General features: G+C 73.7%; 25 protein-coding genes. 9 read left to right on the top strand and 16 right to left on the bottom strand.

Annotated features, from left to right (window positions below; translation table 11 throughout):
- The first annotated feature begins 154 nt into the window (after positions 1 to 154).
- A complete protein-coding gene (locus tag HNR25_RS05000) occupies positions 155 to 346 on the top strand; it encodes a hypothetical protein (RefSeq protein ID WP_184633553.1) in 192 nt (63 codons plus the stop codon).
- 225 nt (positions 347 to 571) lie between these two features.
- On the opposite strand, the gene ulaA is transcribed toward HNR25_RS05000, so the two are convergent.
- The 3 genes from ulaA to HNR25_RS04985 form a co-directional block, all read right to left on the bottom strand.
- Positions 572 to 2,140 (bottom strand): PTS ascorbate transporter subunit IIC, encoded by a 1,569-nt coding sequence (gene ulaA / locus HNR25_RS04995; RefSeq protein ID WP_184633552.1) that lies wholly within the window; start codon positions 2,138 to 2,140, stop codon positions 572 to 574.
- Between the two features lie 129 nt (positions 2,141 to 2,269).
- A complete protein-coding gene (locus tag HNR25_RS04990; protein ID WP_184633551.1) occupies positions 2,270 to 2,545 on the bottom strand; it encodes a PTS sugar transporter subunit IIB in 276 nt (91 codons plus the stop codon).
- Positions 2,542 to 3,015 (bottom strand): PTS sugar transporter subunit IIA, encoded by a 474-nt coding sequence (locus tag HNR25_RS04985; RefSeq protein WP_184633550.1) that lies wholly within the window; start codon positions 3,013 to 3,015, stop codon positions 2,542 to 2,544. The genes HNR25_RS04990 and HNR25_RS04985 overlap by 4 nt, the downstream gene beginning before the upstream one ends.
- Positions 3,016 to 3,205: 190 nt before the next feature.
- Between HNR25_RS04985 and HNR25_RS04980 the strand changes: the two genes are divergently transcribed.
- Complete coding sequence (locus HNR25_RS04980; protein WP_184633549.1) at positions 3,206 to 3,898, top strand: HAD family hydrolase; 693 nt, start codon at positions 3,206 to 3,208, stop codon at positions 3,896 to 3,898.
- A 69-nt stretch (positions 3,899 to 3,967) separates the two neighbouring features.
- Here the strand turns inward: HNR25_RS04980 and HNR25_RS04975 are convergent, their stop codons facing one another.
- Positions 3,968 to 4,660 (bottom strand): hypothetical protein, encoded by a 693-nt coding sequence (locus tag HNR25_RS04975; protein WP_184633548.1) that lies wholly within the window; start codon positions 4,658 to 4,660, stop codon positions 3,968 to 3,970.
- A gap of 226 nt (positions 4,661 to 4,886) precedes the next feature.
- Here HNR25_RS04975 and deoC point away from each other — a divergent pair, with 226 nt between their 5' ends.
- The 6 genes from deoC to HNR25_RS04945 all read left to right on the top strand — a co-directional run bounded on the left by deoC (position 4,887) and on the right by HNR25_RS04945 (position 11,532).
- The gene (gene deoC, locus HNR25_RS04970; protein WP_376767538.1) at positions 4,887 to 5,837 is read left to right on the top strand and encodes a deoxyribose-phosphate aldolase; all 951 of its coding nucleotides are present in this window, start codon (positions 4,887 to 4,889) and stop codon (positions 5,835 to 5,837) included.
- A gap of 11 nt (positions 5,838 to 5,848) precedes the next feature.
- Positions 5,849 to 7,303 carry an aldehyde dehydrogenase family protein gene (locus HNR25_RS04965; protein WP_312862362.1) on the top strand — a complete coding sequence of 485 codons (1,455 nt, stop codon included), beginning with the start codon at positions 5,849 to 5,851 and terminating at the stop codon, positions 7,301 to 7,303.
- A gap of 115 nt (positions 7,304 to 7,418) precedes the next feature.
- Positions 7,419 to 8,270, top strand: coding sequence for an aldehyde dehydrogenase family protein (locus HNR25_RS04960; protein WP_312862710.1), 852 nt, complete (start codon positions 7,419 to 7,421; stop codon positions 8,268 to 8,270).
- A 34-nt stretch (positions 8,271 to 8,304) separates the two neighbouring features.
- Complete coding sequence (locus tag HNR25_RS04955; protein WP_184633546.1) at positions 8,305 to 8,859, top strand: GNAT family N-acetyltransferase; 555 nt, start codon at positions 8,305 to 8,307, stop codon at positions 8,857 to 8,859.
- Positions 8,860 to 8,986: 127 nt separating this feature from the next.
- Positions 8,987 to 9,817, top strand: a complete 831-nt coding sequence (locus HNR25_RS04950) for a purine-nucleoside phosphorylase (RefSeq protein ID WP_184633545.1) — start codon at positions 8,987 to 8,989, stop codon at positions 9,815 to 9,817.
- Positions 9,818 to 9,867: 50 nt separating this feature from the next.
- Positions 9,868 to 11,532, top strand: coding sequence for a phospho-sugar mutase (locus tag HNR25_RS04945; RefSeq protein ID WP_184633544.1), 1,665 nt, complete (start codon positions 9,868 to 9,870; stop codon positions 11,530 to 11,532).
- Positions 11,533 to 11,751: 219 nt separating this feature from the next.
- On the opposite strand, the gene HNR25_RS04940 is transcribed toward HNR25_RS04945, so the two are convergent.
- From HNR25_RS04940 to HNR25_RS04890, 11 genes are all read right to left on the bottom strand, one after another.
- Positions 11,752 to 13,023 carry a thymidine phosphorylase gene (locus tag HNR25_RS04940; protein WP_184633543.1) on the bottom strand — a complete coding sequence of 424 codons (1,272 nt, stop codon included), beginning with the start codon at positions 13,021 to 13,023 and terminating at the stop codon, positions 11,752 to 11,754.
- A gap of 87 nt (positions 13,024 to 13,110) precedes the next feature.
- Positions 13,111 to 13,536, bottom strand: coding sequence for a cytidine deaminase (locus HNR25_RS04935; protein ID WP_184633542.1), 426 nt, complete (start codon positions 13,534 to 13,536; stop codon positions 13,111 to 13,113).
- A gap of 165 nt (positions 13,537 to 13,701) precedes the next feature.
- Entirely contained in the window at positions 13,702 to 15,171 is a 1,470-nt protein-coding gene (locus tag HNR25_RS04930; RefSeq protein WP_184633541.1) for an ABC transporter permease, read from the bottom strand.
- The gene (locus tag HNR25_RS04925) at positions 15,168 to 16,604 is read right to left on the bottom strand and encodes an ABC transporter permease (protein ID WP_184633540.1); all 1,437 of its coding nucleotides are present in this window, start codon (positions 16,602 to 16,604) and stop codon (positions 15,168 to 15,170) included. Before HNR25_RS04925 ends, HNR25_RS04930 begins: the two co-directional genes overlap by 4 nt.
- Positions 16,601 to 18,175 (bottom strand): ABC transporter ATP-binding protein, encoded by a 1,575-nt coding sequence (locus HNR25_RS04920; RefSeq protein WP_184633539.1) that lies wholly within the window; start codon positions 18,173 to 18,175, stop codon positions 16,601 to 16,603. Before HNR25_RS04920 ends, HNR25_RS04925 begins: the two co-directional genes overlap by 4 nt.
- A 186-nt stretch (positions 18,176 to 18,361) precedes the next feature.
- Positions 18,362 to 19,432 carry a BMP family lipoprotein gene (locus HNR25_RS04915; protein WP_184633538.1) on the bottom strand — a complete coding sequence of 357 codons (1,071 nt, stop codon included), beginning with the start codon at positions 19,430 to 19,432 and terminating at the stop codon, positions 18,362 to 18,364.
- A 321-nt stretch (positions 19,433 to 19,753) separates the two neighbouring features.
- Positions 19,754 to 20,506 carry an alpha/beta fold hydrolase gene (locus HNR25_RS04910; protein WP_184633537.1) on the bottom strand — a complete coding sequence of 251 codons (753 nt, stop codon included), beginning with the start codon at positions 20,504 to 20,506 and terminating at the stop codon, positions 19,754 to 19,756.
- Between the two features lie 82 nt (positions 20,507 to 20,588).
- Complete coding sequence (locus HNR25_RS04905; protein ID WP_184633536.1) at positions 20,589 to 20,933, bottom strand: biotin/lipoyl-containing protein; 345 nt, start codon at positions 20,931 to 20,933, stop codon at positions 20,589 to 20,591.
- Positions 20,934 to 20,947: 14 nt separating this feature from the next.
- On the bottom strand, positions 20,948 to 21,913 hold the full coding sequence (locus tag HNR25_RS04900) for an alpha-ketoacid dehydrogenase subunit beta (RefSeq protein WP_376767537.1): 966 nt from the start codon (positions 21,911 to 21,913) through the stop codon (positions 20,948 to 20,950).
- A 56-nt stretch (positions 21,914 to 21,969) separates the two neighbouring features.
- Complete coding sequence (locus HNR25_RS04895; protein WP_184633534.1) at positions 21,970 to 22,998, bottom strand: thiamine pyrophosphate-dependent enzyme; 1,029 nt, start codon at positions 22,996 to 22,998, stop codon at positions 21,970 to 21,972.
- A gap of 246 nt (positions 22,999 to 23,244) precedes the next feature.
- Positions 23,245 to 23,604, bottom strand: coding sequence for a hypothetical protein (locus HNR25_RS04890; RefSeq protein ID WP_184633533.1), 360 nt, complete (start codon positions 23,602 to 23,604; stop codon positions 23,245 to 23,247).
- Between the two features lie 205 nt (positions 23,605 to 23,809).
- Between HNR25_RS04890 and HNR25_RS04885 the strand changes: the two genes are divergently transcribed.
- The gene (locus HNR25_RS04885; protein WP_376767536.1) at positions 23,810 to 24,391 is read left to right on the top strand and encodes an Lrp/AsnC family transcriptional regulator; all 582 of its coding nucleotides are present in this window, start codon (positions 23,810 to 23,812) and stop codon (positions 24,389 to 24,391) included.
- 153 nt (positions 24,392 to 24,544) lie between these two features.
- On the opposite strand, the gene HNR25_RS04880 is transcribed toward HNR25_RS04885, so the two are convergent.
- Positions 24,545 to 24,769 (bottom strand): hypothetical protein, encoded by a 225-nt coding sequence (locus tag HNR25_RS04880; RefSeq protein ID WP_184633532.1) that lies wholly within the window; start codon positions 24,767 to 24,769, stop codon positions 24,545 to 24,547.
- Between the last annotated feature and the right edge of the window lie 200 nt (positions 24,770 to 24,969).

Raw genomic sequence — 24,969 nt, 5'->3', positions numbered from 1 at the left:
CCCGATTCGCGGGTGCGGCCGGCGACGGCGCACCGACCGGGGTCTCACGCGAGAAAAGTCCCTGAAAGGACATCACGGAGATCGTTGAAGGTGAGAGCGGCGGCCGCGGTGCTGCGGCCGCCGCACGCCCGCAACGGTGCCGAGGAGGTGCGCGGTGAAGTTCGTGCTGGACGTCGAGATGGGCGAGGACGCGTTCGGCGGAGACGCCGCCCGGGAGTCGGGCCGCATCCTGCGGTATTGGGGCGGGAACCTGCACTACCACGACTTCAAGCCGGGCGACGGCTCGGACTGCTACTACGACTCGGCCTACACCGACGTCGGGGGATGGCGCATCGTCGAGTCGTGAGGCGACCGGCGCGGCCCCGCCCGGGCGGGGCCGCGCCGGCGAACCGTCGGACGGCCGCGGCAGCGTGTCCCCCGCCCGCGACCCGCACCGCCGGGTCTGCGTTCCGCCGGCGGCCCTCGTCACCCGCCGGCGCTCATCGGACTCCTCCCGGATGCCGTGTGCGTGGGCCGACGGCGAAGAGCGGGGGACCGCGGGGCGGGCCGCGGACAGCGCGGCCCGCGGTCCCTACCGCTCGGGCCCGTGGGCGTCCTCGCCGGAGGCCGCCGACCCGCCGTCCTGACGGGAGGCCCCCTCCTCCGCGGACTTCTGCGCCTCCTGCTCGGCACGGGCTCCCTCGGCGCGTTCGGCCAGGGCCTTCTCGTGGCGGGCACCGGGGTCCCAGCCCCCTTGGACGGCGCGCTTCTGGACCGCCATCGCACCGGTCAGCAGCAGCGCCGCCACCACCAGCGCGATCACCACGCCGCCGACGTCGCCCGCGCGGAAGGCGTAGCCGATCACGATGCCGAACCAGCCGAAGTCCGCGTCGCCGAAGGTGGTGTTGGCGGTGCCGAAGTCGCCCAGCACGCCCAGCAGGAACGCCGGCAGCAGCGTGATCACCACTCCGTTGACGAACGCGCCCGCCACCGCGCCGCGCCGGCCGCCGGTGGCGTTGCCGAAGACGCCCGCCGCGCCGCCGGTGAAGAAGTGCGGCACCAGCCCCGGCAGGATCAGCGCCAAGCCGAACGCGGGGTTGAACACCGACGCCATCACCGCCAGTGTGGCCAAGCCGCCGACGAAGCTGGACAGGAAGCCCACCAGCACCGCGTTCTGCGCGTAGGGGAAGACGATCGGGGCGTCCAGGGCCGGGACCGCGCCCGGAACCACACGGTCGGCGATGCCCTGGAAGGCGGGCACCAGCTCGCCCAGGATGGTGCGCACACCGTAGAGGATCACCGCGACGCCGATACCGAACTGCAGCCCCTGCATCAGCGCCTGCATGAGGAAGTGCCCGACGGTGGGGTCCAGCCCCTCGGCGGGCGGGAACATGTCCAGCGCGGCGGCGGTGCCCTGGCGCGCCCAGAAAACCAGCGCGACCGCGATGTAGATGATCACCATCGACAGCGCCGTGGCCACCATCGAGTCGCGCAGGAACCGCAGCCCTTCGGGCAGCTTCAAGTCCTCGGTGCTGCGGCTGGTGCGTCCCACGAGCTGGCCGGTGGCGCCCGAGGCCACATAGCCCAGCGTGCCGAAGTGCCCGATGGCGATCTTGCCGTCGCCGCCGACCCGGCGGGTCCAGGGTTGGGCCAGCGCCGGCAGCGACACCATCACCACCGCCAGCAGCACGGCGCCCAGCACCACCGCCAGCCACGTGGGCAGCGCCGTCGTGGCCAGCACCATAGTCAGCAGCGTGGCCATGAACAGGATGTGATGGCCGGTCAGGAACACGTAGTGCAGGGTCGTGATGCGCGCCAGCACCAGGCTCAGCACGAAGCCGGCGATCATGATCCAGGCGACCTGAGCGCCGAAGCGATCCTGGGCGATGGCCACGATCGCCTCGTTGGTGGGCACGACGCCCTGGGCGCCGGCCGCTCCCTGGATCATCCGCCCCAGCGGGTCCAAGGCCGCGACGACGATGTCGGCGCCGGCCCCGATCAGCAGGAAACCCAGCACCGCTTTGAGCCCGCCGCCGATGATCTGGCCCGTCGACCGGCGCAGCGCGATCAGCCCTACCGCGGTGATCAGGCCGACCATGTAGGCCGGCACGCTCAGGACTTCGTTGACGATGAACTGTGCGACAGCCACAAGCCAGTCCATAAAGCCGCTCCTGGGAACTCGTCTCGACCGTTGGGCAGGCCGGAACCCTCGGGCTCCGGCCGCGGTGCGCGTGCGCGGCCCCGTGCCGGGGCGGACGGCATGCGGCGCCGATCCGGCGCCGCAGGGTCCTCAGCTGCCGAGCGCGGTGCTCAACTTCTCGCGGACCTCGTCGCCGTCGATGAAGCTGTCCACGACGACGACCGGGATACCCACGTCGCCGATCTCGGCGGCCAGCTCGCCGGAGGTCAGTACCACGTCGGCGGTGGCGGCGGCGCCGCGGGCGGTGCCGATGTCGGCGACCTCCACATCGGCGTCCAGCCCCAGACTCGCGGCGGCCTTCTCCGCGTTGCTTTTGAGCATGATGCTCGTGCCGATGCCCATACCGCATACCGCGAGGATCTTCATGTCGCTTCGCTCGATTCGTATTCGCTGATGGTCCGGTGGATCTCTGCGGGGTCGGTGGCCTCGGTCAGCCGCGCCAGCCGGCCGGGATCGGACAGCATCCGCGCCAGCCGCGACAGCGCCGAGGAGTGCCCGTCGTGGTCGACGGCGGCGAGCCCGATCACCAGCCGGACGGGATCGTTCGTGCTGTGGCCGAACTCCACGGGGGTCCTCATCCCGGCCCAGGACAAGCCCGTGTGCAGCACGGCGGGGGAGGGCCGGGAATGGGCCAGCGCGATCCCGGGAGCGATCACGATGTAGGGCCCGTACGCCTCCACCGCCGTGTGCATCTCGCCGATGTAGTCGGCGGTGGCCGCCCCCGTGGCGACCAGGAGATCACCGGCTGCCCGGATCGCCGCGCGCCAGTCGGCGGCCTCGATACCGGCGGCGATCGCGTCCTGGGGCAGCAGCTGCGAAAGCGACGCTTCCGCCATGGGATCCTCCCGGTGGTGAGGGCAGGGGTCGCCGTGTGCGCTGTCGGGATATGCCCGCGCAGCGGCGCACGCATGCACGATCGACGAAGGCGGGGCAGGGACCTGCCGACGGCGGCGGCCGATCCGCGCGCCCCGGTACGCTCTCGGGACGGAAAACGGCGAAACGGTCGCCGCGCTGCGGGAGGACTCCATGCCGCCTGGGATGAACCTGATCTTCGACGCCGACGACACGCTCTGGGAGTGCAACGTCCTCTTCGAGCAGGCGATCGAGGAGTTCATCGACTACGTCGCCCACCCCGAGCTGTCCCGCGCCCGGATCCGCGCCGAGCTGACCGAGATCGAACGCGCGAACAGCGCCGCCTACGGATACGGCGCCCGGGTCTTCGAACGCAGCCTCGGCGATTGCCTGGCCCGGCTGCGGCCCGGCGCCCCGCCCGGCGACGACGACCGGGCCTTCCTGCACCGGCTGTGCGCCCGCATCGTCGAAGGCGAGGTCCTGCTGCTGGAGGGCGTGCTGGAGACCCTGCACACCCTGCGCCGGCGGCACACCCTCTACCTGCTGACCAAGGGCCACCGCCAGGACCAGCAGAACAAGATCGACGGTTCGGGGCTGGCGCCGCTGTTCGCGGGTACCGGGATCGTCCCCGAGAAAGACCCCGGCGCCTACCGCGGCTTCGGGCGCGCGCACGGGATCGACCCCGAGCACACCTGGATGATCGGCAACTCGGTGCGCTCGGACGTGCTGCCCGCGCTGGAAGCGGGCATGGGCGCGGTGCTGGTGCCCCACCCGGCAACCTGGGTGCTGGAACACGCGGACCCGCCCGAGCCCCACGAGCGCTTCCGCGAGGTCGCCCCGTTCGGGCGGCTCGTCGAGTTCTTCTGAAACCGCGCCGCGGCGGTCCCCGCCCGCCGTGGTCCGCCACCGGGCGAACCGGGGCCCGCCGCACGCGCGTCAGTGCCGGCGGCGGGTGATGTGGGAGGCCGTGCGGTCGCGGTGCTCCAGTGCGTCGCTGGTGGTGTGCGACTGGGCGCGCATCAGGCGCCGCGCGTCGTCGGCGGCGGCCCGCGCCGTCGCCGGCGAGGCCGCACGCTGCGGCGCCGCCGAGGTTTCGCCGGCGCCCGCACCCAGATCGTCGGGCAACCCGATCCGGCCGACGACACGCATCTGGGCCCCTTCCTGCGACACCGACGGGCGGATGTCGCCCGACTCCGACTTCCAGTTGCGCAGCCGGTGCTGCAGCCACTCGACGCCCTCGTAGCCCTCGCCCTGGGGCCAGGCCGTTCCGTCGTGGCGGTGGCCCAGCGCGTGCAGCAGATCGCCCAGGGTCCAGCCCGCGGAGAAGAAGCGCGCCGCCTCGTCGCGCAGCTGCGCGAAATCCACCCCGCGCAGCGACGGGTCGCTGCGGCGCAGCGTCTCGCAGGCGCGGTGCACGTCGCTGCGCGTGTGCACCGAAGCCGCCAGCGGGTCCGGCGCGCGCCGCTCCAGCAGCGCGGGCTCCACGGTCACCACCACGTCGCCGCCGCCGCGGTTCTGCCAGATGCTGACCTGGTCGCGCGGCCACCCCTGGGACTCCACGAGATCGGCCGCCAACCGGCGCATGTCCAGATCGCCGCTGTCGTCGGAGCTGATGCGAAACTCGGCCACACTCGCCGCCTTCCCCCGCGGGCTCCGCGCCGGCCGCGCGGTCGCCCCTGTCGCGGTACCTCTGCACCCCCATCATGCCCGACCCGCGCCGGGGGAGCTGCGCACCGGCCGTCCACAGCCCCGCTCGCCCGCCACCGCCGCGCCGCGGCGGCGTGGCACTATGGGGGCGAACCCGCCGGTGCCACAAGCGTCCGGCACAACGTCCGTGACCCGCGACACGCGTGAGGTGGCCGTGCCCGAGACCGTCCTTCCACCCGATCCGGCGGCGTCGAACGCGTCGCTGCGGGCGCTGCTGCACGGACTGCCCGGCGTCGACGAGGTCGGCGCGAAGGAGCGCGCCGCCGACCTGTCCACACGCTCCGTCAAGACCGGCGCCAAGGCGCGAGCCGTCGACCTCGCCGTCCGGATGATCGACCTCACCACGCTGGAGGGCGCCGACACCCCCGGCAAGGTGCGCGCCCTCGCGGCCAAGGCCCTGCGTCCCGACCCCGCAGATCCCACCGTGCCGTCGGTCGCGGCCGTGTGCGTCTACTCCGACCGCGTCGCCGACGCCGCCGAGGCGCTGGCCCGCTCCGCCGTCAAGGTGGCCTCGGTGGCCACCGCGTTCCCGTCGGGCCGGGCGCCGCTGGAGGCCAAACTCGCCGACACCCGGCTCGCCGTCGCCGACGGCGCCGCCGAGATCGACATGGTCATCGACCGCGGCGCGTTCCTCGCCGGCGACTACCGCAAGGTCTACGACGAGATCACCGCGGTCCGAGAGGCCTGCGGCGGCGCCCACCTCAAGGTCATCCTCGAAACCGGCGAACTCGCCACCTACGACAACGTCCGGCGCGCCTCGTGGCTGGCGATCCTGGCCGGCGCCGACTTCATCAAGACCTCCACCGGCAAGGTCGCGCCGTCGGCGACGCTGCCCGTCACCCTGGTCATGCTGGAGGCGGTGCGCGACCACTACGCCGCCACGGGCCGCCGCGTGGGCGTCAAACCCGCCGGAGGCATCCGCACCACCAAGGACGCGCTGAAGAACCTGGTCCTGGTCAACGAGGTCGCCGGCGACGCCTGGCTGGACCCCGGCCTCTTCCGCCTCGGCGCCTCCAGCCTGCTCAACGACCTGCTGATGCAGCGCACCCGGTTGTCCACGGGCACCTACCCCGGCCCCGACTACTACACCCTGGACTGAGAGGCCGAGCAGTGGAAGAACAGGCCGACCGGATCTTCGAGTACGCACCGGCGCCCGAATCCCGCGACGCCGTCCGGCTGCGCTCCAGCTACGAGCTGTTCATCGACGGCGCGTTCACGCCGCCCGCGTCCGGCGAACGCATGGGCACCCTCAACCCCGCCGACGAGGAGCGCCTCGCCGAGGTGGCGGTCGCCGGCGATCCCGACGTGGACCGCGCCATGGCCGCGGCCCGGCGCGCGTTCGACGGCGCGTGGGGGGCGATGCCCGGTGCCGAACGCGGCAAGTACCTGTTCCGCATCGCCCGCATCCTGCAGGAGCGCGCCCGCGAACTCGCCGTGCTGGAGACCCTGGACAACGGCAAACCCGTCAAGGAGACCCGCGACGTCGACCTGCCGCTGGTCGCCGCGTACTTCTTCTACCACGCCGGGTGGGCGGACAAGCTCGACTACGCCGGCGCGGGGCCCGCGCCGCGGCCCGTCGGCGTCGCCGCCCAGGTCGTCCCGTGGAACTTCCCCCTGCTGATGCTGGCGTGGAAGATCGCGCCGGCGCTGGCGGCCGGCAACACCGTCGTACTCAAACCCGCCGAGACCACGCCGCTGTCGGCACTGGTCTTCGCCGAGATCTGCCAGGAGGCCGGCCTTCCGCCCGGCGCCGTCAACATCGTCACCGGCGCCGGCGCGACGGGGCGGAGCCTGGTCTCCCACCCCGGCGCCGACAAGGTCGCCTTCACCGGATCCACCGCGGTCGGCCGCGAGATCGCGCGCTCGGTCGCCGGCACCGACAAGCGCCTCACACTGGAGCTGGGCGGCAAAGGCGCCAACATCGTCTACGACGACGCGGCCCTCGACCAGGCCGTCGAGGGCATCGTCTCCGGCATCTTCTTCAACCAGGGGCACGTGTGCTGCGCCGGGTCGCGGCTGCTGGTGCAGGAGTCGGTCGCCGACGAGGTGCTGGAGCGGCTGCGCGCCCGCATCGAGCAACTGCGCCTGGGCGACCCGCTGGACAAGAACACCGACATCGGCGCCATCAACTCCGCCGAGCAGCTGGAGCGCATCCGCGAGCTGGTCCGGGCCGGCGCCGCCGAAGGCGCCGAAAGCTGGTCGCCGCAGTGCCCGCTGCCCGAGAAGGGCTACTGGTTCGCGCCCACCGTGTTCACCGGAGTCACCCAGGCCCACCGCGTCGCCCGCGAGGAGATCTTCGGGCCGGTGCTGTCGGTGCTGACCTTCCGCACTCCCGACGAGGCCGTGGCCAAGGCCAACAACACGCCCTACGGGCTCTCGGCGGGGGTGTGGACCGAGAAGGGCTCGCGCATGCTCTGGACCGCCGAACGGCTGCGCGCGGGCGTCGTCTGGTCCAACACGTTCAACAAGTTCGACCCGGCCAGCCCTTTCGGCGGGTACAAGGAATCCGGCTACGGCCGGGAGGGCGGCCGCCACGGACTGGAGGCATACCTTGTCCACGCCTGACACCCCCGGATCCTCCTCCGGCGGACCCGAGGTGCACGCCGAAGCCGCCGAACTCGCCGATCCGGCCGGCGCCGCACACTCCGGCGCCCCGGCGCACGCCCCTGCCGCGGGCCGCATCCCGGTGCGCAAGACCTACAAGCTCTACACGGGAGGGGCTTTCCCCCGCTCCGAGTCAGGCAGGTGCTACCCCGTGACCGGATCCGACGGCGCCCACCTCGCCAACGCCGCGCTCGCTTCCCGCAAGGACGCCCGCGACGCCGTCACGGCCGCCCGCTCGGCCTTTCCCGGCTGGTCCGGACGCACCGCCTACAACCGCGGCCAGATCCTGTACCGCGTCGCCGAGATGATGGAGGGCCGCAGCGCCCAGTTCGCCGCCGAGATCGCCGAAGCCGACGGCATCGGCGCCGAACGCGCCCGCGAGCTCGTATCCGCGGCCGTGGACCGGTGGGTGTACTACGCCGGCTGGCCCGACAAGATCGGCCAGGTCCTCGGCGCCGCGAACCCGGTCTCGGGCCCCTACTTCAACCTGTCCCGGCCCGAACCCACCGGGGTCGTGGCGGTCCTCGCGCCCCCGGCGGCGCCGCTGCTGGGCCTGGTGTCGGCGGTGGCCCCGGTGATCGCCACCGGCAACACCGCCGTAGTCGTGGCGAGCGAGCGCGCACCCCTGCCCGCCCTGACGCTTGCGGAGGCGCTGGCCACCTCCGACTTGCCGGGGGGTGTGGTCAACATCCTCACCGGACGCACCGGCGAGATCGCCCCGCACCTGGCCTCCCACGCCGACGTGAACGGTCTGGACCTCACCGGAGCCGGCCCTGAGGCCGCCGCCGACCTCGAACGCAGCGCCGCCGAGACCCTCAAGCGCGTCCTGCGCCCGGGCGGCCGCGAGGACTGGCTCGCCGCCCCCGGGATCTCCCGGATGACACCGTTCCTGGAGACCAAGACCGTCTGGCACCCCGTCGGCGTCTGACCCGCACCGGCGGCGAGTACAGGAGGTGATCGGGGTGGCCGAGGCGACCGGAGCCGCGTGCCCGGCGCGCCCCGCGGGCGCGGGGGCCGACCTCGTGCGCCTGGACGGGGCCGGCGCCGAAGTGCAGCGGCTGCGCGCGGCCGTCCTGCGCATCCGGGTGGCGCCCGGCCAGCGCGGTTTCGTGACCGAAGCCGTCGAGACGCTGCCGCGCGCCGACGCCGACCCCCGCCGCACACCCTTCGCGGTACTGGTCGGCGGCGAACCCGCCGGGTTCGGCATCATCGACCGGGGCGGCGCACTGGCCGAGGTCTCCGGTGTCGCCGCCGACACGGCACGCGCCGTGCTGCTGCGCGCCTTCTACCTCGCGCCCGAGTGGCAGGGGCGCGGCGTCGGGCGGCGGGCCTGCGCCGGCATCGACCCCCTGGTGCGCGACGTCCACCCCGGTGCCGCCGAGGTGTTCGTCTTCGTCGACGAGGGCAACCGTGCCGCGGAGCGGGCCTACGCCGCCGCGGGTTTCGCCCCCGTCGCCACCCGCCCGCGCGACCCGGCCGGCGGGGTGCGGACCGTCATGCGCAAGCCGGTGGCCTGACCCGCGGCGCCGCCCCGGCGAGGTTTCCCCGCCCGATGGCGGTTCGACGTTGCCAGGCCGGGGCGCGGCGCGCCAAGATCGCTGCGCGGGCCGACCGCGACAGCCATGACCCTGGAGGTAAGCTCCCGTGACCACCGATCAGCACACCGCAGCCGCGCAGGCGGCAGAGGAGCTGCGTTCCCGCACCGGCGTCGACTCCTACGACGTCGCCCTCGTCATGGGGTCGGGCTGGGCGCCCGCCGCCGACGAGCTCGGCACCGGCGGAACCGAGCTGCGCACCAGCGAGCTGACGGGGTTCGTGCCCCCGGCCGTGGAGGGGCACAGCGGTGCCGTCCGAAGCGTGCGCAGCGGCGACAGCGACCTGCTGGTGTTCCTCGGACGCACCCACCTCTACGAGGGGCACGGCCCGCAGGCCGTGGCCCACGGCGTGCGCACCGCCGTCGCCGCCGGGGCCTCGACGATCGTGCTCACCAACGCCGCGGGCTCGCTCAACCCCGCCCTGACCGTGGGCTCTCCGGTGCTCGTCGCCGACCACATCAACCTCACCGGGCAGTCGCCGCTGCGCGGCGCGAACTTCGTCGACCTCACCGAAACCTACTCGGCCCGGCTGCGCGCGACCGCCCGCGAGGCGGACCCGTCCCTGGCCGAAGGCGTCTACGCCGCCATGCGCGGGCCGCACTTCGAAACCCCCGCCGAGATCCGCATGCTGCGGGCGATGGGCGCCGACCTGGTCGGCATGTCCACCGTCCTGGAGGCGATCGCCGCCCGCGAAGCGGGCGCGTCGGTGCTGGCGCTGTCCCTGGTCACCAATGTCGCCGCCGGCCTGTCCGGCCAGCCGCTGGACCACGAGGAGGTGCTGGCGACCGGTCGCGACTCCGCCACCGACGTGGGCGCCGTGCTGTCCTCCGTCGTCCAGCGGCTGGATTCCCGGCGCGACCGGCCGGACGCAGGGCGGTAGCGCGCCGCGAGCAGGCGGTAGCACGCCACGACACGAAAGGGGCGCCGACCATGGGCGATGCCGACGAGTCCCACCGCGCGCGTGCGCGGGCCTGGCTGGCCCAGGACCCCGACCCGGCCACGCGGGCGGAGCTGACCGCGCTCCTGGAGGCCGGCGACGACACGGAGCTGGCCGACCGCTTCGTCGCCCGCCTGGAGTTCGGCACCGCCGGGCTGCGCGGGAGACTCGGCGCCGGACCCAACCGGATGAACCGGGTGACGGTCATGCGCGCGGCAGCCGGCGTCGCGCAGTGGGCCGGATCGGGCGCCACCGTGGTGATCGGCTACGACGCCCGCCACCGCTCCGCCGACTTCGCCCGCGACTCCGCCGCCGTGCTGGCCGGCGCGGGCTGCACCGCGCTGCTGCTGCCGCGCCCGCTGCCCACCCCGGTGCTGGCCTTCACGGTCCGCGACCTCGGCGCCGACGCCGGGATCATGGTCACCGCCAGCCACAACCCGCCCGAGGACAACGGCTACAAGGTCTACACCGGCGGCACGGGCGAGGACGCCGGAAGCCAGATCGTCCCGCCGGCCGACACCGACATCTCCGCGGCCATCGACGCGGCGGGCCCGGTCGACACCCTCCCGCTGTCGCAGGAGTGGCGGGTCCTGGGCGAGGAGGCCGTGGAACGCTACCTCGCCGGTGTGTGCCGGCTGCCGCTGGGACGCGACCGGGACGTCACCACGACCTACACCCCGTTGCACGGCGTCGGCGGGCCGACGCTGCTGACCGCTTTCGATCGGGCGGGGTTCCCCCGGCCGCGCGTGGTGGCCGAGCAGGGCCGCCCCGACCCCGACTTCCCCACGGTGCGGTTCCCCAATCCCGAAGAGCCCGGCGCCATGGACCTCGCCCTGACCGCCGCACGCGACGACGGCACCGACCTCGTCCTGGCCAACGACCCCGACGCCGACCGGCTGGCGGTGGCCGTGCCCGGGCACGGGCTGCTGACCGGCGACCAGGTCGGCGGGCTGCTGGCGGAGTACGTGCTGCGCCGCACCTCGGGCGGGGACCGGATGGTGGCGACCACCATCGTCTCCGCCGGGCTGCTGCCCAAGATCGCCGCCGCGCACGGGGTGGGCTGCACGGAGACACTGACGGGCTTCAAGTGGCTGGCCCGATCCGCCGGCCCCGGCGAACGGTGCGTGTTCGCCTACGAGGAGGCCCTGGGCTACTGCCTGGCCGGCGACGCCGGCCTGCCGGTGGCCGACAAGGACGGCATCAGCGCGGCGCTGGCGGTGGCCGCTCTGGCGGCCGAAGCCAAACGCGACGGCACCACCCTGCTCGGCCTGCTCGACGACCAGGCGCGCCGCTACGGGCTGCACGCCACCCGGCAGGTGTCGGTGCGGGTCGCCGACCTCGGCCTGCTCGCCGGAACCATGCGCGGCCTGCGCGCCGAGGCCCCCCGCGCGTTCGGCCCGCTGGCGGTGGAAGCGGTCGAGGACTTCTCCGCGGGCCTGGGCGGTCTGCCCGCCACCGATGCGCTGCGCTACCGGCTCGGGGGACCGGTGCGAGGACGCCTCACCCTGCGTCCGTCGGGGACCGAACCCAAGCTGAAGGCCTACGTGGAGGTCATCCTACCGGTGGAGGGGGACCCCGCCGCCGTCCGCGCCGACGCCGAAACCCGCCTCGACGCCCTGGACCGCGCGGTACGCGCCCTGTTCCCGCAGGAGGCCTAGTGCCGCATCAGGCGACGCCGGCCCGGTTCAGCGAGCGCCCGCCCGAGGCCGAGGGCCGGTCCGTGCCCGGACACGGGGCGGGTGTGCCCGTTGTGTCGGGTCCACCGAAAACGAGCGCGGTGTTGCACCCACCCCGGGAACCCACGGACCTGTGCCGGTTAAAACCTCGCGCTCGGTGAGGTGTCCGGGCCACCGCGCGGCTCCGGCCGGCCGGGCGGGTCATCCCACCCGGTCGAGGATCAGGGGGAAGCGGTCGGGCGGGCCGTCGATCGTGAACGCGTCGGCGAGAGCTTCGGCGGCGCGCCCGAAGCGGTCGGGGCCGTCGGTGTGCAGAGTGAACAGCGGCCGTCCGGCACGGACCTCCTCGCCCGGGGCGGCGTGCAGCTCGACCCCGGCGCCGGCGGAGACCGGGTCCTCCTTGCGGGCCCGGCCCGCGCCCAGCCGCCACGCGGCCACGCCCACCCCGTAGGCGTCCAGACGCGTCAGCGTCCCCGTCGCCGGAGCGAGGACGTCGCGCTGTTCGGCGGCGACCGGCGTCGGGGCGTCGGGATCGCCGCCCTGTGCGGCGATCATCCGCCGCCAGGAGTCCATCGCCGAGCCGTCGCGCAGCGCCTCGGCGGGATCACGGGCGTCGTGGAGGCCGGCCGCCTGCAGCATCTCCCGGGCCAGCTCGACCGTCAGCTCCACGACGTCGCCGGGGCCGCCGCCGGCCAGCACCTCCACCGCTTCGGCGACCTCCAGCGCGTTGCCCACGCGGCGGCCCAGCGGGGCGTCCATCGCGGTCAGCAGCGCCCGGGTGCGCACGCCGTGGTCGGTGCCGATGGCCACCATCGTCTCGGCGAGTTCGCGCGCCGAGGCGACGTCCTTCATGAACGCGCCCGATCCGACCTTGACGTCCAGGACCAGCGAACCGGTGCCTTCGGCGAGCTTCTTGGACATGATCGACGCGGCGATCAGCGGGATCGACTCCACGGTCGCGGTCACGTCGCGCAGCGCGTAGAGCTTGCGGTCGGCGGGCGCCAGGCCGGGCCCCGCCGCGCACACCACGGCGCCCGTCTCGCCGAGCCGGCGGCGCATCCCTTCGGGGGTGAGGCCGGCGTGCCAGCCCGGGATCGATTCCAGCTTGTCCAGGGTGCCGCCGGTGTGGCCGAGCCCGCGCCCCGACAGCTGCGGCACGGCCGCACCGCAGGCGGCGACCGTCGGAGTCAGCGCCAGCGTGATCTTGTCGCCGACGCCGCCGGTGGAGTGCTTGTCGGTGGTGGGCCGGCCGAGCCCGGAGAAATCGAGCCGTTCGCCGGAGTCCAGCATCGCCCGGGTCCACGCGCCGGTCTCGGCGCGGGTCATGCCCCGCCACACCACGGCCATGCACAGCGCCGCCATCTGCTCTTCGGCCACCGCGCCGCGGGTGTAGGCGTCGACGACCCAGTCGATCTGCTCGCGGGTCAGTTCGCCGCCGTCGCGCTTGGCGGCGATGACGTCGATGGCCTCCATCGGATCCTCCCGTGGGGTGTCGGTGGTCGGGGCGGGTCGCCGGTGCCCGGCCCGGCGGGCGGCGGCCGCGCGAGGGCGGCCGCCCGGCTACCCGTCCAGGTCGTCGGGGCCGAACGCCTGGGGCAGTAGTTCGCCCAGCGCCAGCACACCGCGCGGGGTGTCCACCAGCAGACCCGCGCCGCCGTGCTCGTAGAGCAGCTGGCGGCACCGGCCGCACGGCATCAGCGGGTCGGGGGAGGGGCCCACGCAGGCGAAGGCGCGCAGCCGGCCGCCGCCGGTGGCGTGCAGGGCCGAAACCAGGCCGCACTCGGCGCACAGTCCCAGCCCGTAGGAAGCGTTCTCGACGTTGCAGCCCGAGACCGTCCGGCCGTCGTCGACCAGCGCCGCCGCCCCCACCGGGAACCCCGAATAGGGTGCGTAGGCGCGCTCTTGCGCCCGCGCGGCCACCGTACGCAGTCGCGGCCAGTCGACCTGCGCCGCCCCGGTACCGCCGCCGGGCGTGTGCTCGGCCATCGTCGCCACCTTCCGTGCCCGCCCGTTCCGGGCCGCTTGCGCGCCGGCCGCAGGCGCAGCCGCTCCTGTACCCCTACCGCACCCCGCGGCAGCGCCGCGCCGAGCCGGCGCCGGCGACGCGGCGTGCGCCGCCGATCCGGCCGCGCGCGGCCGGGCGCCCGCGGCTCACGCGCGCCCCTTGCGCCACTGCCGGCCCACGTTCGCCGGCGGGCGCAGGCGCTGGGACGCCAGCGCCAGCACCAGCAGCGTCGCGATGTGCGGGCTGTAGGTGACCAGTTGGCCGGGCAGCGCGTCGGTGGCGAAGTACCACACCAGTACCAGGACGCCCGCGGCCGCCGCGGCCACCGCCGACACCGGCGGTTTGCCGGCCGCCGCGGGCCATGCGCGCAGCGCCCGCACCGCCGCGGCCGCACCCGCGGCCGCGCCCAGTGCCGCGGCGGCCCACCACCAGGCGGCGCCGGTGGCCGCCGCCGCGCCGCCGACCGCGGCGAGCGCGGTGCCCGCGGCGAACACGCCGCCGACGCCGGCCACGCGGGCGAAGCCGGCGGTGCCGCGCGTGCGCCAGGCCGCCGCCGCCAGCACGGCGGCCGCGCCCGCCAGCAGCGCCAGCGCGATCAGCAGCAGCAGCGCGTGCACCGCGCCACCGCCGCCGCGCACCTGGAGCGCGTCGGTGAACCCGAACAGCCCGGCGCCCATCGCCAGCCCGCCCGGCCGCCAGTTGCCGAAGATCATGGCGGCGAGGCCGATGTAGCCGCGCCCGCCGGTCTGGCCCTCCTGGTACACCGACGAGGCCACCATCGCGAGGAAGACCCCGCCCATGCCGGCGAACCCGCCGGAGAACACCACCGCGGTGAACTTGTAGGCGTAGACCGGAACACCCAGCGACTCGGCGGCGTCAGGGTTCTCCCCGCACGAACGCAGCCGCAGCCCGAACGGGGTGTGCCACAGTACCGCGAACGTCAGCGGCGCCAGCAGGATCGCCAGCAGCGTCACCACCGACATGCCCGTCGTCAGCCCGGTGACCAGCGAGGCGGTGTCGGCCAGCAGGAAGACGCCCGAATCGCGCACCGGTGCCAGCGCATCGGCCACGAACGGCAGCCCCACCTGCGGGAACTCCGGAAGCTGCGGCGATTGGGCCGCGCCCCCGCCGGGGGTGTCGACGAAGAACAGCAGCGACAGGTAGCGCATCGCGCCCACGGCGAGGATGTTGATCGCCACGCCCGAGACGATGTGGTCCACGCCGAACGTCACCGTGGCCACCGCGTGGATCAGCCCGCCGGCCATGCCGCCCAGCACGCCGGCGACCAGCCCCGCCCACGGGTCGTCGAAGGTGAAGGCGAAGTAGGCGCCGAACCAGGTGCCCAGCACCATCATGCCTTCGAGGCCGATGTTGATGATCCCGGCGCGTTCGGCCCACACCCCGCCCAGCCCGGCCAACCCGATCGGCACCGCGAACGCCAGCGTCGCTTGGATGGTGCCGGGGCTGGTCAGCATCGGCTGGTCGGCGATGGCACGCACCCCCGCCAGCGCGACGAACGCCGCGAGGGCGACGCTGACGAAGCGCCACCGCGACCGGCCGCCGCGCCGGCCGCCGGCGGCCGCGGGGGCCTCGGTGACCGTCAGATCCTGGCTCATGACGCCGCCGCCTCCTCACGCTCGCCGCGGGCCAGTTCCCGGCCGACCTGCTGCTGCTGGTAGCGCAGACCCCAGCGGTGCACGACCTCGTACACCACGACCACGGTCAGCACGATGGTGGCCTGGGTGACCACGGCGATCTCCTTGGGAATGCCCTCGAAGTCCAGGATCTGGCTGGACTGGTCCAGAAACGCCCAGAACAGTGCGGCGAACGCGATGCCCACCGGGTGGTTGCGCCCCAGCAGCGCGATCGCGATGCCGGTGAACCCGATGCCGGTGGGGAAGTCCAGGGCGTAGTAGTGGGACTGGCCGAGCAGCTGGGGCATGCCCACCAGCCCGGCGATCATCCCGGAGATGACCATCGACAGCAGCACCATGCGCTTGATGTCGATGCCGCTGGCCCGTGCCGCGGTGGGCGACTGACCGGTGGCGCGCAGGTCGAAGCCGAACCGGGTGCGGTTGAGCATGAGCCAGTAGCCGACACCCACCAGGGCCGCCAGCACCACCAGCCCGAAGATGTCGCGGTCGGCGCCCATGAACCCGGCGGGAATGCCGGGGATCCACCCCGACTCCGGGATCTCGGGTGTGCCGATGTTGTTGGTGCTGATCTGCACGGCCAGCCGGTCGGTGTTGAGCATGTAGGCGGTGATGCCGGTAGCCACCGAGTTCAGCATGATCGTGGAGATCACCTCGGAGACGCCGCGGGCCACCTTCAGGTATCCGGCGATGCCCGCCCAGACGCCGCCGACGGCCACCGCGACCGCCATGACCACGATCTGGTGCACGACCGGCGGCATCACCCAGTAGCCGCCCACCGCCGCGGCCATCAGCGCCGCCAGCCGGTACTGGCCGTCCACGCCGATGTTGAACAGCTTCATCTTGAAGCCGATCGCCACCGCCACCGCCGACAGGTAGAAGGTCGTGCCGGAGTTGACCATGATGACCAGGCTGTCGGGCCGCAGCCCGAACTCCAGCATCCGGCTGAACGCGTGGAACGGCGCGACGCCGCTGATCCGGAGCACCAGCGCGGTCACCGCCAGCGCCAGCACGCCGGCCGCCACCACGGCACCGAACGACAGCGCCAGCGTGGTCGACAGCCGCCGGTACAGCAGGAACGCCGCCACCGAGCCGATCGCCCCGCCCAGCGGGTAGGCGGCCGGCTCGATCAGCCACCAGTCGACGATCCCGCCCGCCAGCAGGCCGAGGACCACGGCCAGTACCAGCGCGATGGGGGCGACCAGCAACCGGTGCATGCGCGTGTCGGCATCGTCGGTGGTGGGCCGGGTCGTCAGCACCGCAACGGCGAAGGCCGCCGCCACGCCCAGTGCCGCCGCAGCGGGCGCGAGCAGGCCCGTATCGGCGGCCGCGGTGACGCCCGCGCCGACCACGGCCGCCGCACCGGCAACCGCCGGCGGGCCGTAGGGGATCCTCATTCGCCGCCCTCGCCTTCACCGCCGGTACCGCCGGCGTCGTCGCGCAGACCGGCACCGGTCATCGCCGCACCCAGTTCTTCGGGCGTCACCGTCATCGGGTCGGCCTCCGCCACCAGTCGGCCGCGCAGAATGACGTGCAGCGTGTCGGACATGCCGATCAGCTCGTCCAGATCCGCCGAGACCAGCAGCACGGCGAGCCCGTCGCCGCGCGCCCGCCGCAGGTGCTCCCAGATCGCCGCCTGGGCCCCCACGTCCACGCCCCGGGTGGGATGGGCCGCCACCAGCACCTTGGGGCCGCCGCTCATCTCGCGCCCCACGATCAGTTTCTGCTGGTTGCCGCCGCTGAGCGCCTCGGCGATGACGTCGATGCCGGGGGTGCGCACGTCGTAGTCGGCCACGATCCGCTCGGTGTCGGCGCGCGCGCCGGCGCGGTCGACCCAGATGCCGCGGGAGTTGGGGCGCTCGCCCTGATGGCCGAGGATGCGGTTCTCCCACAGGGGGGATTCCAGCAGCATCCCGTGGCGGGTCCGGTCCTCGGGGATGTAGCCGACCCCCGCCTCGCGGATCGCCAGCGTGTCCCAACCGGTGATGTCGCCGCCGTCCAGCCGCACGCTCCCGGCCTCCACCGGCAGCATGCCCATGACGGCCTCGATCAGTTCGGACTGGCCGTTGCCCTCGACCCCCGCGATGCCCACGATCTCGCCTTCGCGGATGTTCAGCGACACGTCGTCGACGACCGGCCGGCCGCCGGGGTCGCCCACCCGCAGGCCGCCGACCTCCAGCATCGGTCGGTCGGTGACCGTGGAATCGCGCAGCTCGGGCACGGGGAGCTCGCCGCCGACCATCAGAGTGGCCAGCTCGCGGGCGGTCGTGCCGCCCGGGTCGACGGTGGCCACCGTGGTCCCGCGGCGGATGACGGTGATGGTGTCGGCCACCGACAGCACCTCGTCGAGCTTGTGCGAGATGAAGATGACCGTCAGGCCCTCCCGCTTGAGCTCGCGCAGGTTGTCGAACAGCTCGTCGACCTCCTGGGGCACCAGCACCGCGGTGGGCTCGTCCAGGATGACGATGCCGGCGCCGCGGTAGAGCACCTTGAGGATCTCGACGCGCTGGCGCTGGCCGACCCCCAGTTCCTCCATCAGCCGGTCGGGCTCCACACCCAGCCCGTACTGCTCGGACAGAGCCCCGATGCGGGCCCGCGCGCCCTGGCCGATGCCGCTGCGGCGCTCGGCGCCCAGCACCACGTTCTCCAGCACGGTGAGGTTGTCGGCGAGCATGAAGTGCTGGTGCACCATGCCGATGCCGTGCTTGATGGCCTCGGACGGGGAGCCCAGCCGCACCTCCGCGCCTTGGACGGCGATGGTGCCCTCGTCCGGCCGGTGCATGCCGTAGAGGGTCTTCATCAGCGTGGACTTGCCGGCGCCGTTCTCACCCACGATGGCGTGGACCGTTCCGGAGCCCACGGCGATATCGATGTCGTGGTTGGCCACGACCCCCGGGAACCTCTTGGTTATCCCACGCAGCTCGACGGCGGGAGGTTCCTCCCCGCCGCCGGACGGTGCGCTGCTCATCCGACTCCTAGCTGGCGAAAATCAGGCCGCCGGCGGCCGTTGCGCGCGAACGCGCGGCCGCCGGCGGCGGAGCTGGGGGAGGTGTGGATCGCGTCACCGGGGCCCGGAAACCTTTCCGGACCCCGGTGACGGGGCGTCTGCGGCCGGGCGGGCCCGGCTGTGCGGGACCACCTTAGCCTTCGCGCCTCAGGGCTCGCTCGGGACCTCGATCTCGCCGTCGACGATCTGCTGCTTGAGCTCGTCGAGACGGTCCTGCACGTCGGAGATCGCGTCCTCGTTGGACGTGGAGTAGCCGACGCCGCCGCTGGCGAGGTCGAAGCGCTGGATACCCGACTGCGCCTCGCCGTTCTGCACCGACTCCACGAACTCGAACACCGCGGTGTCCACGCGCTTGACCGCCGAGGTGATCACGTACTGCTTCTGATCCTCGGGGGCCGTCTTGTACTGGTCGCTGTCGACGCCGATGAACATCTTCTCGGCGCCGGCCACCGCTTCGAGCACGCCGTTACCGGAGGCGCCCGCCGCGTGGTAGATGACGTCGGCGCCCTGGTCCAGCTGGCCCTGGGCGGTGCTGCGGCCCGTCGCCGGGTCGGAGAAGCCGCTCATGTCCGGCGGCTGGGTGAGGTAGGCGGTCTCGATCTCGACATCGGGGTTGATCTCTTGCGCCCCGGCCACGTATCCGGCCTCGAACTTGTGGATCAGCGGGGTCTCGACACCGCCGACGAAGCCGATGTGGTCCTCCTCGGTCTTCAGCGCGGCTGCCGCGCCGACCAGGTAGGAGGCCTCCTCTTCGGCGAAGACCAGGCTGGTGACGTTGTCCTGGTCGGTGATCTCGGAGTCGACGATGGCGAAGTCGACGTCGGAGTAGGCGTCCTCGCCGGCCACGTTGATCATCGGCTGGGTGTAGGCGAAGCCCACCCCGATGATCACATCGAAGCCCTGGTCGGCCATGTTCTTGAGGCGTTCTTCCTTGTCGACGTCCGACTCGCCCTCGCTGGGCTCGAAATCCTGGATGTTGTCGGAGCTGATGCCCAGCTCCTCCTCGACCTGCTGCAGGCCCCGGTAGGCCGAGTCGTTGAACGACTTGTCGCCCCGACCGCCGACGTCGTAAGCGAGGCCGACGCGGATCCCGTCGTCGCCTCCGCCTCCGCCGTCGCCCTGGGCGTCCCCGCCTTCGGGGTTGTCACAGGCCGTCAAGGCCAGGGTCAGCACGCCTGCCGCGGTAGCGGAGGCGAGCTTGGCGGCTCGCTTGTTCACTCTTCACTCCCCTTCAGCCCTGAAGCGGCCCACGCGGGAGCCGCCGGGTTCTGCTGCCGGACGATATACGTTCCGTGAAATGTCACCAATCACCAGGGAACGGTTGTTATGAAGGCGAGAGCGAAGCGAAACGGACGTTACCGATTCGCCGGTCTGCTGTGGCCCCCTCCCCGTGTCACCAGGACGGCCGCTGGTACGCACGGGCAATTGTTGCCCAACGCCGCCGCATCTGTCCGGTCGCCGAGGGTGACGGCGCGTCGGTGCCGCCGCCGGCACGTCCACGGCGGATCCGGCCGGGAATCCCGGCCCGTCGGGGCCGGGTCACGTCGGCGTCCGGGACGGCGCACCCGCTTCGGCGCCGAGGAAGTCCACCGCGGCGTTCTTGAGGCGCCGGGCCGCCACGGCGGTGCGGTGGTCGCGCCCGGGCGCCCGCAGCGCCGTCCCGCCCACCGCGCGGGCGAGGTCCTCGGCGCCGTCGGCGAACTCGTCGCGTTCGCCGGCCAGCAGCAGCGCCGGGATCCCCGCGGGCGCCGGCGCGGCGGAGAACGGGCGGGCGGCCTGCCCGCGCGCACACGCCGCCAGCGCCGCCGCGTCGCCTCCGGGCAGTGCGGCCGCGGCGCGATAGACCTGCCCGAACGGCGACGTGTCGGACTCCGGATCGTCCAGGTCGGCGCCGGCGAACGCGTCGCGGGGCCCGAACCCGGCCAGCACCGCGCGGCGCACCCGCTGCGGCCGGCGCACCGCCAGCTCCCAGGCCAGCCGCGCGCCCAGCGAGTAGCCCACGACATCGGCGCGGGCCATGCCCAGCGCGTCCAGCAGGGCCTCCAGGTCGCCGACGAAGGCGTCGAGGGAGTAGGCCGCCGGGTCGTGCGGCTTTCCGCTGCCACCGTGCCCGCGCAGATCGCAGCCGAAGACCGGCAGGCCTTCCAGCGCGCGCGTCCAACCGGTGCTCTCCCAGTTCAGCCGGTAGTCCGAGCCGAACCCGTGCACCAGCAGCACCGGCACGCCCGAGGCGTCCGGCGGGGGAGGGGTGTAGCGCAGCGGAACCTCGCGCTGCAGCGTGTGCCGGGTCATGGGCGGTCCCTTCGCAGGTCTCCCCGGGCGGCCGGCGCGGCGTGCGCGCGGTCCCGGGCGGGCGTCTCGGTCGGCGGCGGGATCACGATCCCGGCTCGTCCTCGGGCGGTGTGAGCCGGACGCGCCGGCGCGCCGGCGCCTCTTCGCCGGGCACCGTGCCGACGATCCCCGCCGCCTCCTCCTCGATCTCGAAGGTGACCAGCGGCGCCCCCACGGCCACCGTTTCGCCCTCCTCGGCGTGCAGGCGCGCGACCACGCCGCTGTGCGGAGAAGGGATCTCCGCCGCCGACTTGGTGGTCTCGACCTCCACCAGCGGCCCGTTGCGCTCCACCCGCTCGCCGGGCCCGACCAGCCACTCCAGCACGGTCGCCTCGACCAGCCCTTCGCCCAGGTCGGGAAGGTGGAACGTCGTCTCGCTCGTCGTCATCGCTCGAATCCCCCTCAGCCGAAAGTCCGCTGCACCGCCGACAGGATGCGGTCCACCGTGGGCAGGTACTGCGGTTCCAGCGGGCCCGCGGGGTAGACCACGTCGAACCCGGCGACCCGCTGCACCGGAGCGGCCAGCCGCGCGAACGCCCCTTCGGTGATCAGCGCGCTGACCTCGCCGCCCAGACCCGCCGTCAGCGGGGCCTCGTGGACCACCACCGCGCGCCGGGTGCGGCGCACCGACTCCGCCAGACCGGCCGCGTCGATCGGCTTGAGCCAGCGCAGGTCCACAACCTCCAGCTGCACACCGTCCTCGGCGGCGGCTTCGGCCGCCTGCAGGCAGCGGTGCACCATCGCACCCCAGGCGACCAGCGTGGCGTGGCGGCCCGAGCGCACCACACGGGCGGTGCCCACCGCCGGGTCCCCGCCGGAGTCCGCGCCGGCGGGGGCCGGGCTGCGGTCCCAGTAGCGTGCCTTGGGTTCCAGGAACACCACCGGGTCGTCACTGCGCACCGACTGCAGCAGCAGGCGGTAGGCGTCGGGTGCGTCGGAGGGCGCGGCCACCTTCAGCCCGGGTACGTGGGCGAAGGCCGCCTCCAGGCTCTCGCCGTGGTGCTCGGGCGCCTGGATGCCCCCGAAGCTCGGAATCCGCAGCGTGATCGGCATCGGGGCGGCACCGCGCGAGCGGTAGTTCATCCGCGCGATCTGATTGACGATCTGATCCATGGCCGGGTAAGCGAACCCGTCGAACTGCAGCTCGGGTACGGGGCGCCGGCCGTTCATCGCCAGCCCGACGGCCATCCCCGCGATCGCCGCCTCGGACAGCGGGGTGTCGAAGACGCGGTGCTCGCCGTGGCGCCGCTGGAGCCCCTCGGTCACGCGGAAGACGCCGCCGAGCCGGCCCACGTCCTCGCCGAAGACCAGGGTCGCCGGGTCCTCGGTCAGCGCTTCGTCCAGCGCCAGGTTCAGCGCCTCGCGCATGGTGGCCGGTGCGGCGGGCGCCTCGGCGGCTCCGGACGCGACGGCGGCGGTCGGGCTCATGCGACTTCCTCCTGCCAGACGCGGCGCTGGCGGGCCAGCTCCTCGGTGGGTTCGCGGTAGACGTGGGTGAACAGGTCCGAACCGTCCGGCTCGGGAGTCGTGCTGACGGCGTCGCGGATGCGCTCGGCCTCGGCGCGGCCCTCGGCCTCGGCCCGCTCGAAGAACGCGGCGTCGGCTTGCCCGGCCGCCTCCAGCGCGGCGCGCGCACGGGGCAGCGGGTCGCGCCGCTCTCCGGCGCGCTCTTCGCCGGGGTCGCGGTAGCGGGAGGTGTCGTCGGAGGTGGAGTGCGGTGCGGCCCGGTAGGTCAGCGCCTCGACCAGGCTGGGCCCGCCGCCGGCGCGGGCGCGGTCCAGCGCCTCGCGCACGGCGGTGTAGACCGCCGCGGCGTCGTCGCCGTCGACGGCGGTGCCGGGCATGCCGTAGCCGGCGGCGCGCGCGGCCACCGACCCGCCCGCGATCTGGTGCTCGTTGGGCACCGACAGGGCCCACCGGTTGTTCTGGCACACGAACACCACGGGTGCGCTCATGACGCCGGCGAGGTTCATCGCCTCGTGCACGTCGCCCTCGGAGCTGGCGCCGTCGCCGAAGTAGGACACCGCGCAGCCGGTGCGCCCGGCCAGCTTCTCGCCCAGCGCCCAGCCCACGGCGTGCGGGACGGGGCCGCCGACGACGGCGTTGACCGGCGCGAAGCGCGAAGCCGCGGGGTCGTACAGGCCGCCGTGCCACAGCGCGCGGTGGCTGGCCATGTAGCCGGCCATGTCCACGCCCAGCGCCAGCGCGACGGCCATCTCGCGGTAGGTGGGGAACGCGAAGTCGCGGCGGGGGTCCATGGCGGCCGCGCTGCCCACCTGGGCGGCCTCCTGGCCGCGCAGCGAGACGTAGGCGGGAAAGACGCCCTGGCGCTGCAGGGCCACGGCTTCGGTGTCCAGCAGCCGTGCGGTGAGCATCGTCCGGTACAGGCGGCGCGACAGCTCGGCCGGCAGCGCGGGGCCGTCCAGCCGAGGGGGATCCTCGCGGGTCAGCATGTGCGGCGCCTCCCTGGTGCGGTGCCGGGGCGGGGCGCCCCGGTGGTATCGACGATCTTGATTGTGCTTCGAACATCGACAGTTGCGCCAGACTTGCGCGAAAAATGGATACAGAAGCGGACTATTTTGGCATCAACGTACGCATACGTCTAACCAAGCGGAGCGCAGTCGGACCCCGCCGAGACGTGCCGAGAAGCCCCTGCGGGGACGGTCCGCGCGGCCCGCGTGCCCCGCGGCCGCGCCGGGTCACAGGTCGGGCAGCGGGTCCTGCGGAAGCGCGGCCGCGCCGTCCAGTTCGGCGTCGCAGGCGTTGACGACCGAGACGTACTCGTCGTCGACCTCGAACGTGCTGCCGCCGAGGTGGAACGTGGGAATGAGGTGGGTGTCGACCGGGCCGATGCGCACCTGGCGCGGGAACACGCGCCAGACGCCCTTCGGGCGGTTCCGGCTCCACAGCCGGTTCACCAGCACGGTCACCGCGGAGTCGGTCACCACCACCACGAAGAAACTCGATTCGTTCCACGACGCGGGGAAGATGTAGCGGATGCGGGCACCGGCCGGCAGGAAGCCCCGTGCGCGCTCGCGGACCTCGGGCGAGATGGGCATGGCGCCTCCTAGCGGTCAGCGCGCGCGCACGCCGCGCGTCCTGTCACCATGGTACGTGCGCCGCCTTCTGCGGCCGAGTACCGAACGCGCGGCCAGGGTGGCCGAACCGCCCCGAGGTTGGCGACAATTGACCGGAAACGACGGGAAGCCGATGGTCGCCCGCCCGGCCGTCGCTCAAGGCGAAACCCCAGGAGTTGTTGAGGGAATGGCCGACGGCCAGCAGTCGCAGGAGAGCGGGCGCCCGCAGGACGCCGCGGAATCCCGACGCACGAAGTCCCTGCGGCCCTCGTCGGCGGGCGCGGACGGCGAGCGCACCCGGCGCCGCTCCCGGCGGCTTCCCGACGCCACCGACGAGATCATCATCGGCGCGCTCGCCGACGACGCCCGCACCGGCATCACCGAGATCGCGGGCATGGCCAACGTGTCGCGCGCGACCGCCTACAACCGCATCAAACGGCTCACCGACGACGGCGTCATCCGCGGATACTCCGTGGTGGCCGACCACGCCCGGATGGGCCTGGGCGTCACCGCGCTGGTACTCATCTCCGGCAGTCAGCCCGACTGGCGGGCCAACCGCGAAGTACTCTCCTCCTACCCCGAGGTCGAGTACTGCTGGTACGTGGTGGGATCGGCCGATATCGTGCTCCTCGTGCGCGTGGCCGACACCGACCAGCTGCGCGATCTGATCCTTACCCGGCTGCAGGCGCTTCCGGGCGTCACCGCCACCCAGACCCTCACGGTCATCGACGAGGTCGTCCACCGCCCGGTGGTGCGCCCCGAGGACTGACCGGCATCCGGCGGGTCCCGACGCCCCCGCCGGATCGGGCGCCGCTGCGGACACGACCGCGCCCGCCGGAAGCTCCGGCGGGCGCGGTGCCGCGTGACGCGGGCGGGCGCTCAGTGCGGGAGCGCCGTGGGGGAGCGCTCCGCGGGGACGCGGTTACAGGTTTCCGGGCCCGGCGCCGTCGGTGACGATGCCGGGGATGTCGTCGGCGCCGGTCGTACCGCCGTTCTCCGTCGCCCACCCCACCGGCGCATCGGCCGCCTGCGCCGTGTCCGCCACGGGCGCCGCGGTCTCGGTTCCGGTGTCGCCGGCGGCCAGGGTGCCCGCGATCAGCGCGGCGCCCGCGCCGAGGGCGACGAATGCGCCCGCGGAGGTGAGCACCCGCGTGCGGGTAGGGCGGTGTTTCCCGGTGCTGTTCCATTCTTCGGGTCTCCTAGCGGGAGAGGAACGGCCCGATCGCTCGGGCGGGACGTGCCGGTTCCGGTTCGGATGGAACCGTCCTCAGGTGACCCCGGGCAGGGTGTCCCCAGGGGGCCGCGCCGGGCGCAGCTGACGACCGGCGGGCCGGATCTCCGTCGTCA

Origin of the sequence: Streptomonospora salina (assembly GCF_014204715.1) — a bacterium.
Taxonomy (GTDB): domain Bacteria; phylum Actinomycetota; class Actinomycetes; order Streptosporangiales; family Streptosporangiaceae; genus Streptomonospora; species Streptomonospora salina.
The sequence above is the reverse complement of the archived record's forward strand: the minus strand, read 5'-3'. Positions and strand labels throughout refer to the sequence as shown.

Bases quoted from the DNA above. Each gene is read 5' to 3' on its own strand.
- ulaA (WP_184633552.1), bottom strand. From the start codon at position 2,140: ATGGACTGGCTTGTGGCTGTCGCACAGTTCATCGTCAACGAAGTCCTG.
- HNR25_RS04990 (WP_184633551.1), bottom strand. From the start codon at position 2,545: ATGAAGATCCTCGCGGTATGCGGTATGGGCATCGGCACGAGCATCATG.
- HNR25_RS04985 (WP_184633550.1), bottom strand. From the start codon at position 3,015: ATGGCGGAAGCGTCGCTTTCGCAGCTGCTGCCCCAGGACGCGATCGCC.
- HNR25_RS04980 (WP_184633549.1), top strand. From the start codon at position 3,206: ATGCCGCCTGGGATGAACCTGATCTTCGACGCCGACGACACGCTCTGG.
- HNR25_RS04945 (WP_184633544.1), top strand. From the start codon at position 9,868: ATGGGCGATGCCGACGAGTCCCACCGCGCGCGTGCGCGGGCCTGGCTG.
- HNR25_RS04940 (WP_184633543.1), bottom strand. From the start codon at position 13,023: ATGGAGGCCATCGACGTCATCGCCGCCAAGCGCGACGGCGGCGAACTG.
- HNR25_RS04935 (WP_184633542.1), bottom strand. From the start codon at position 13,536: ATGGCCGAGCACACGCCCGGCGGCGGTACCGGGGCGGCGCAGGTCGAC.
- HNR25_RS04930 (WP_184633541.1), bottom strand. From the start codon at position 15,171: ATGAGCCAGGATCTGACGGTCACCGAGGCCCCCGCGGCCGCCGGCGGC.
- HNR25_RS04925 (WP_184633540.1), bottom strand. From the start codon at position 16,604: ATGAGGATCCCCTACGGCCCGCCGGCGGTTGCCGGTGCGGCGGCCGTG.
- HNR25_RS04920 (WP_184633539.1), bottom strand. From the start codon at position 18,175: ATGAGCAGCGCACCGTCCGGCGGCGGGGAGGAACCTCCCGCCGTCGAG.
- HNR25_RS04910 (WP_184633537.1), bottom strand. From the start codon at position 20,506: ATGACCCGGCACACGCTGCAGCGCGAGGTTCCGCTGCGCTACACCCCT.
- HNR25_RS04905 (WP_184633536.1), bottom strand. From the start codon at position 20,933: ATGACGACGAGCGAGACGACGTTCCACCTTCCCGACCTGGGCGAAGGG.
- HNR25_RS04900 (WP_376767537.1), bottom strand. From the start codon at position 21,913: ATGCGCGAGGCGCTGAACCTGGCGCTGGACGAAGCGCTGACCGAGGAC.
- HNR25_RS04895 (WP_184633534.1), bottom strand. From the start codon at position 22,998: ATGCTGACCCGCGAGGATCCCCCTCGGCTGGACGGCCCCGCGCTGCCG.
- HNR25_RS04890 (WP_184633533.1), bottom strand. From the start codon at position 23,604: ATGCCCATCTCGCCCGAGGTCCGCGAGCGCGCACGGGGCTTCCTGCCG.
- HNR25_RS04885 (WP_376767536.1), top strand. From the start codon at position 23,810: ATGGCCGACGGCCAGCAGTCGCAGGAGAGCGGGCGCCCGCAGGACGCC.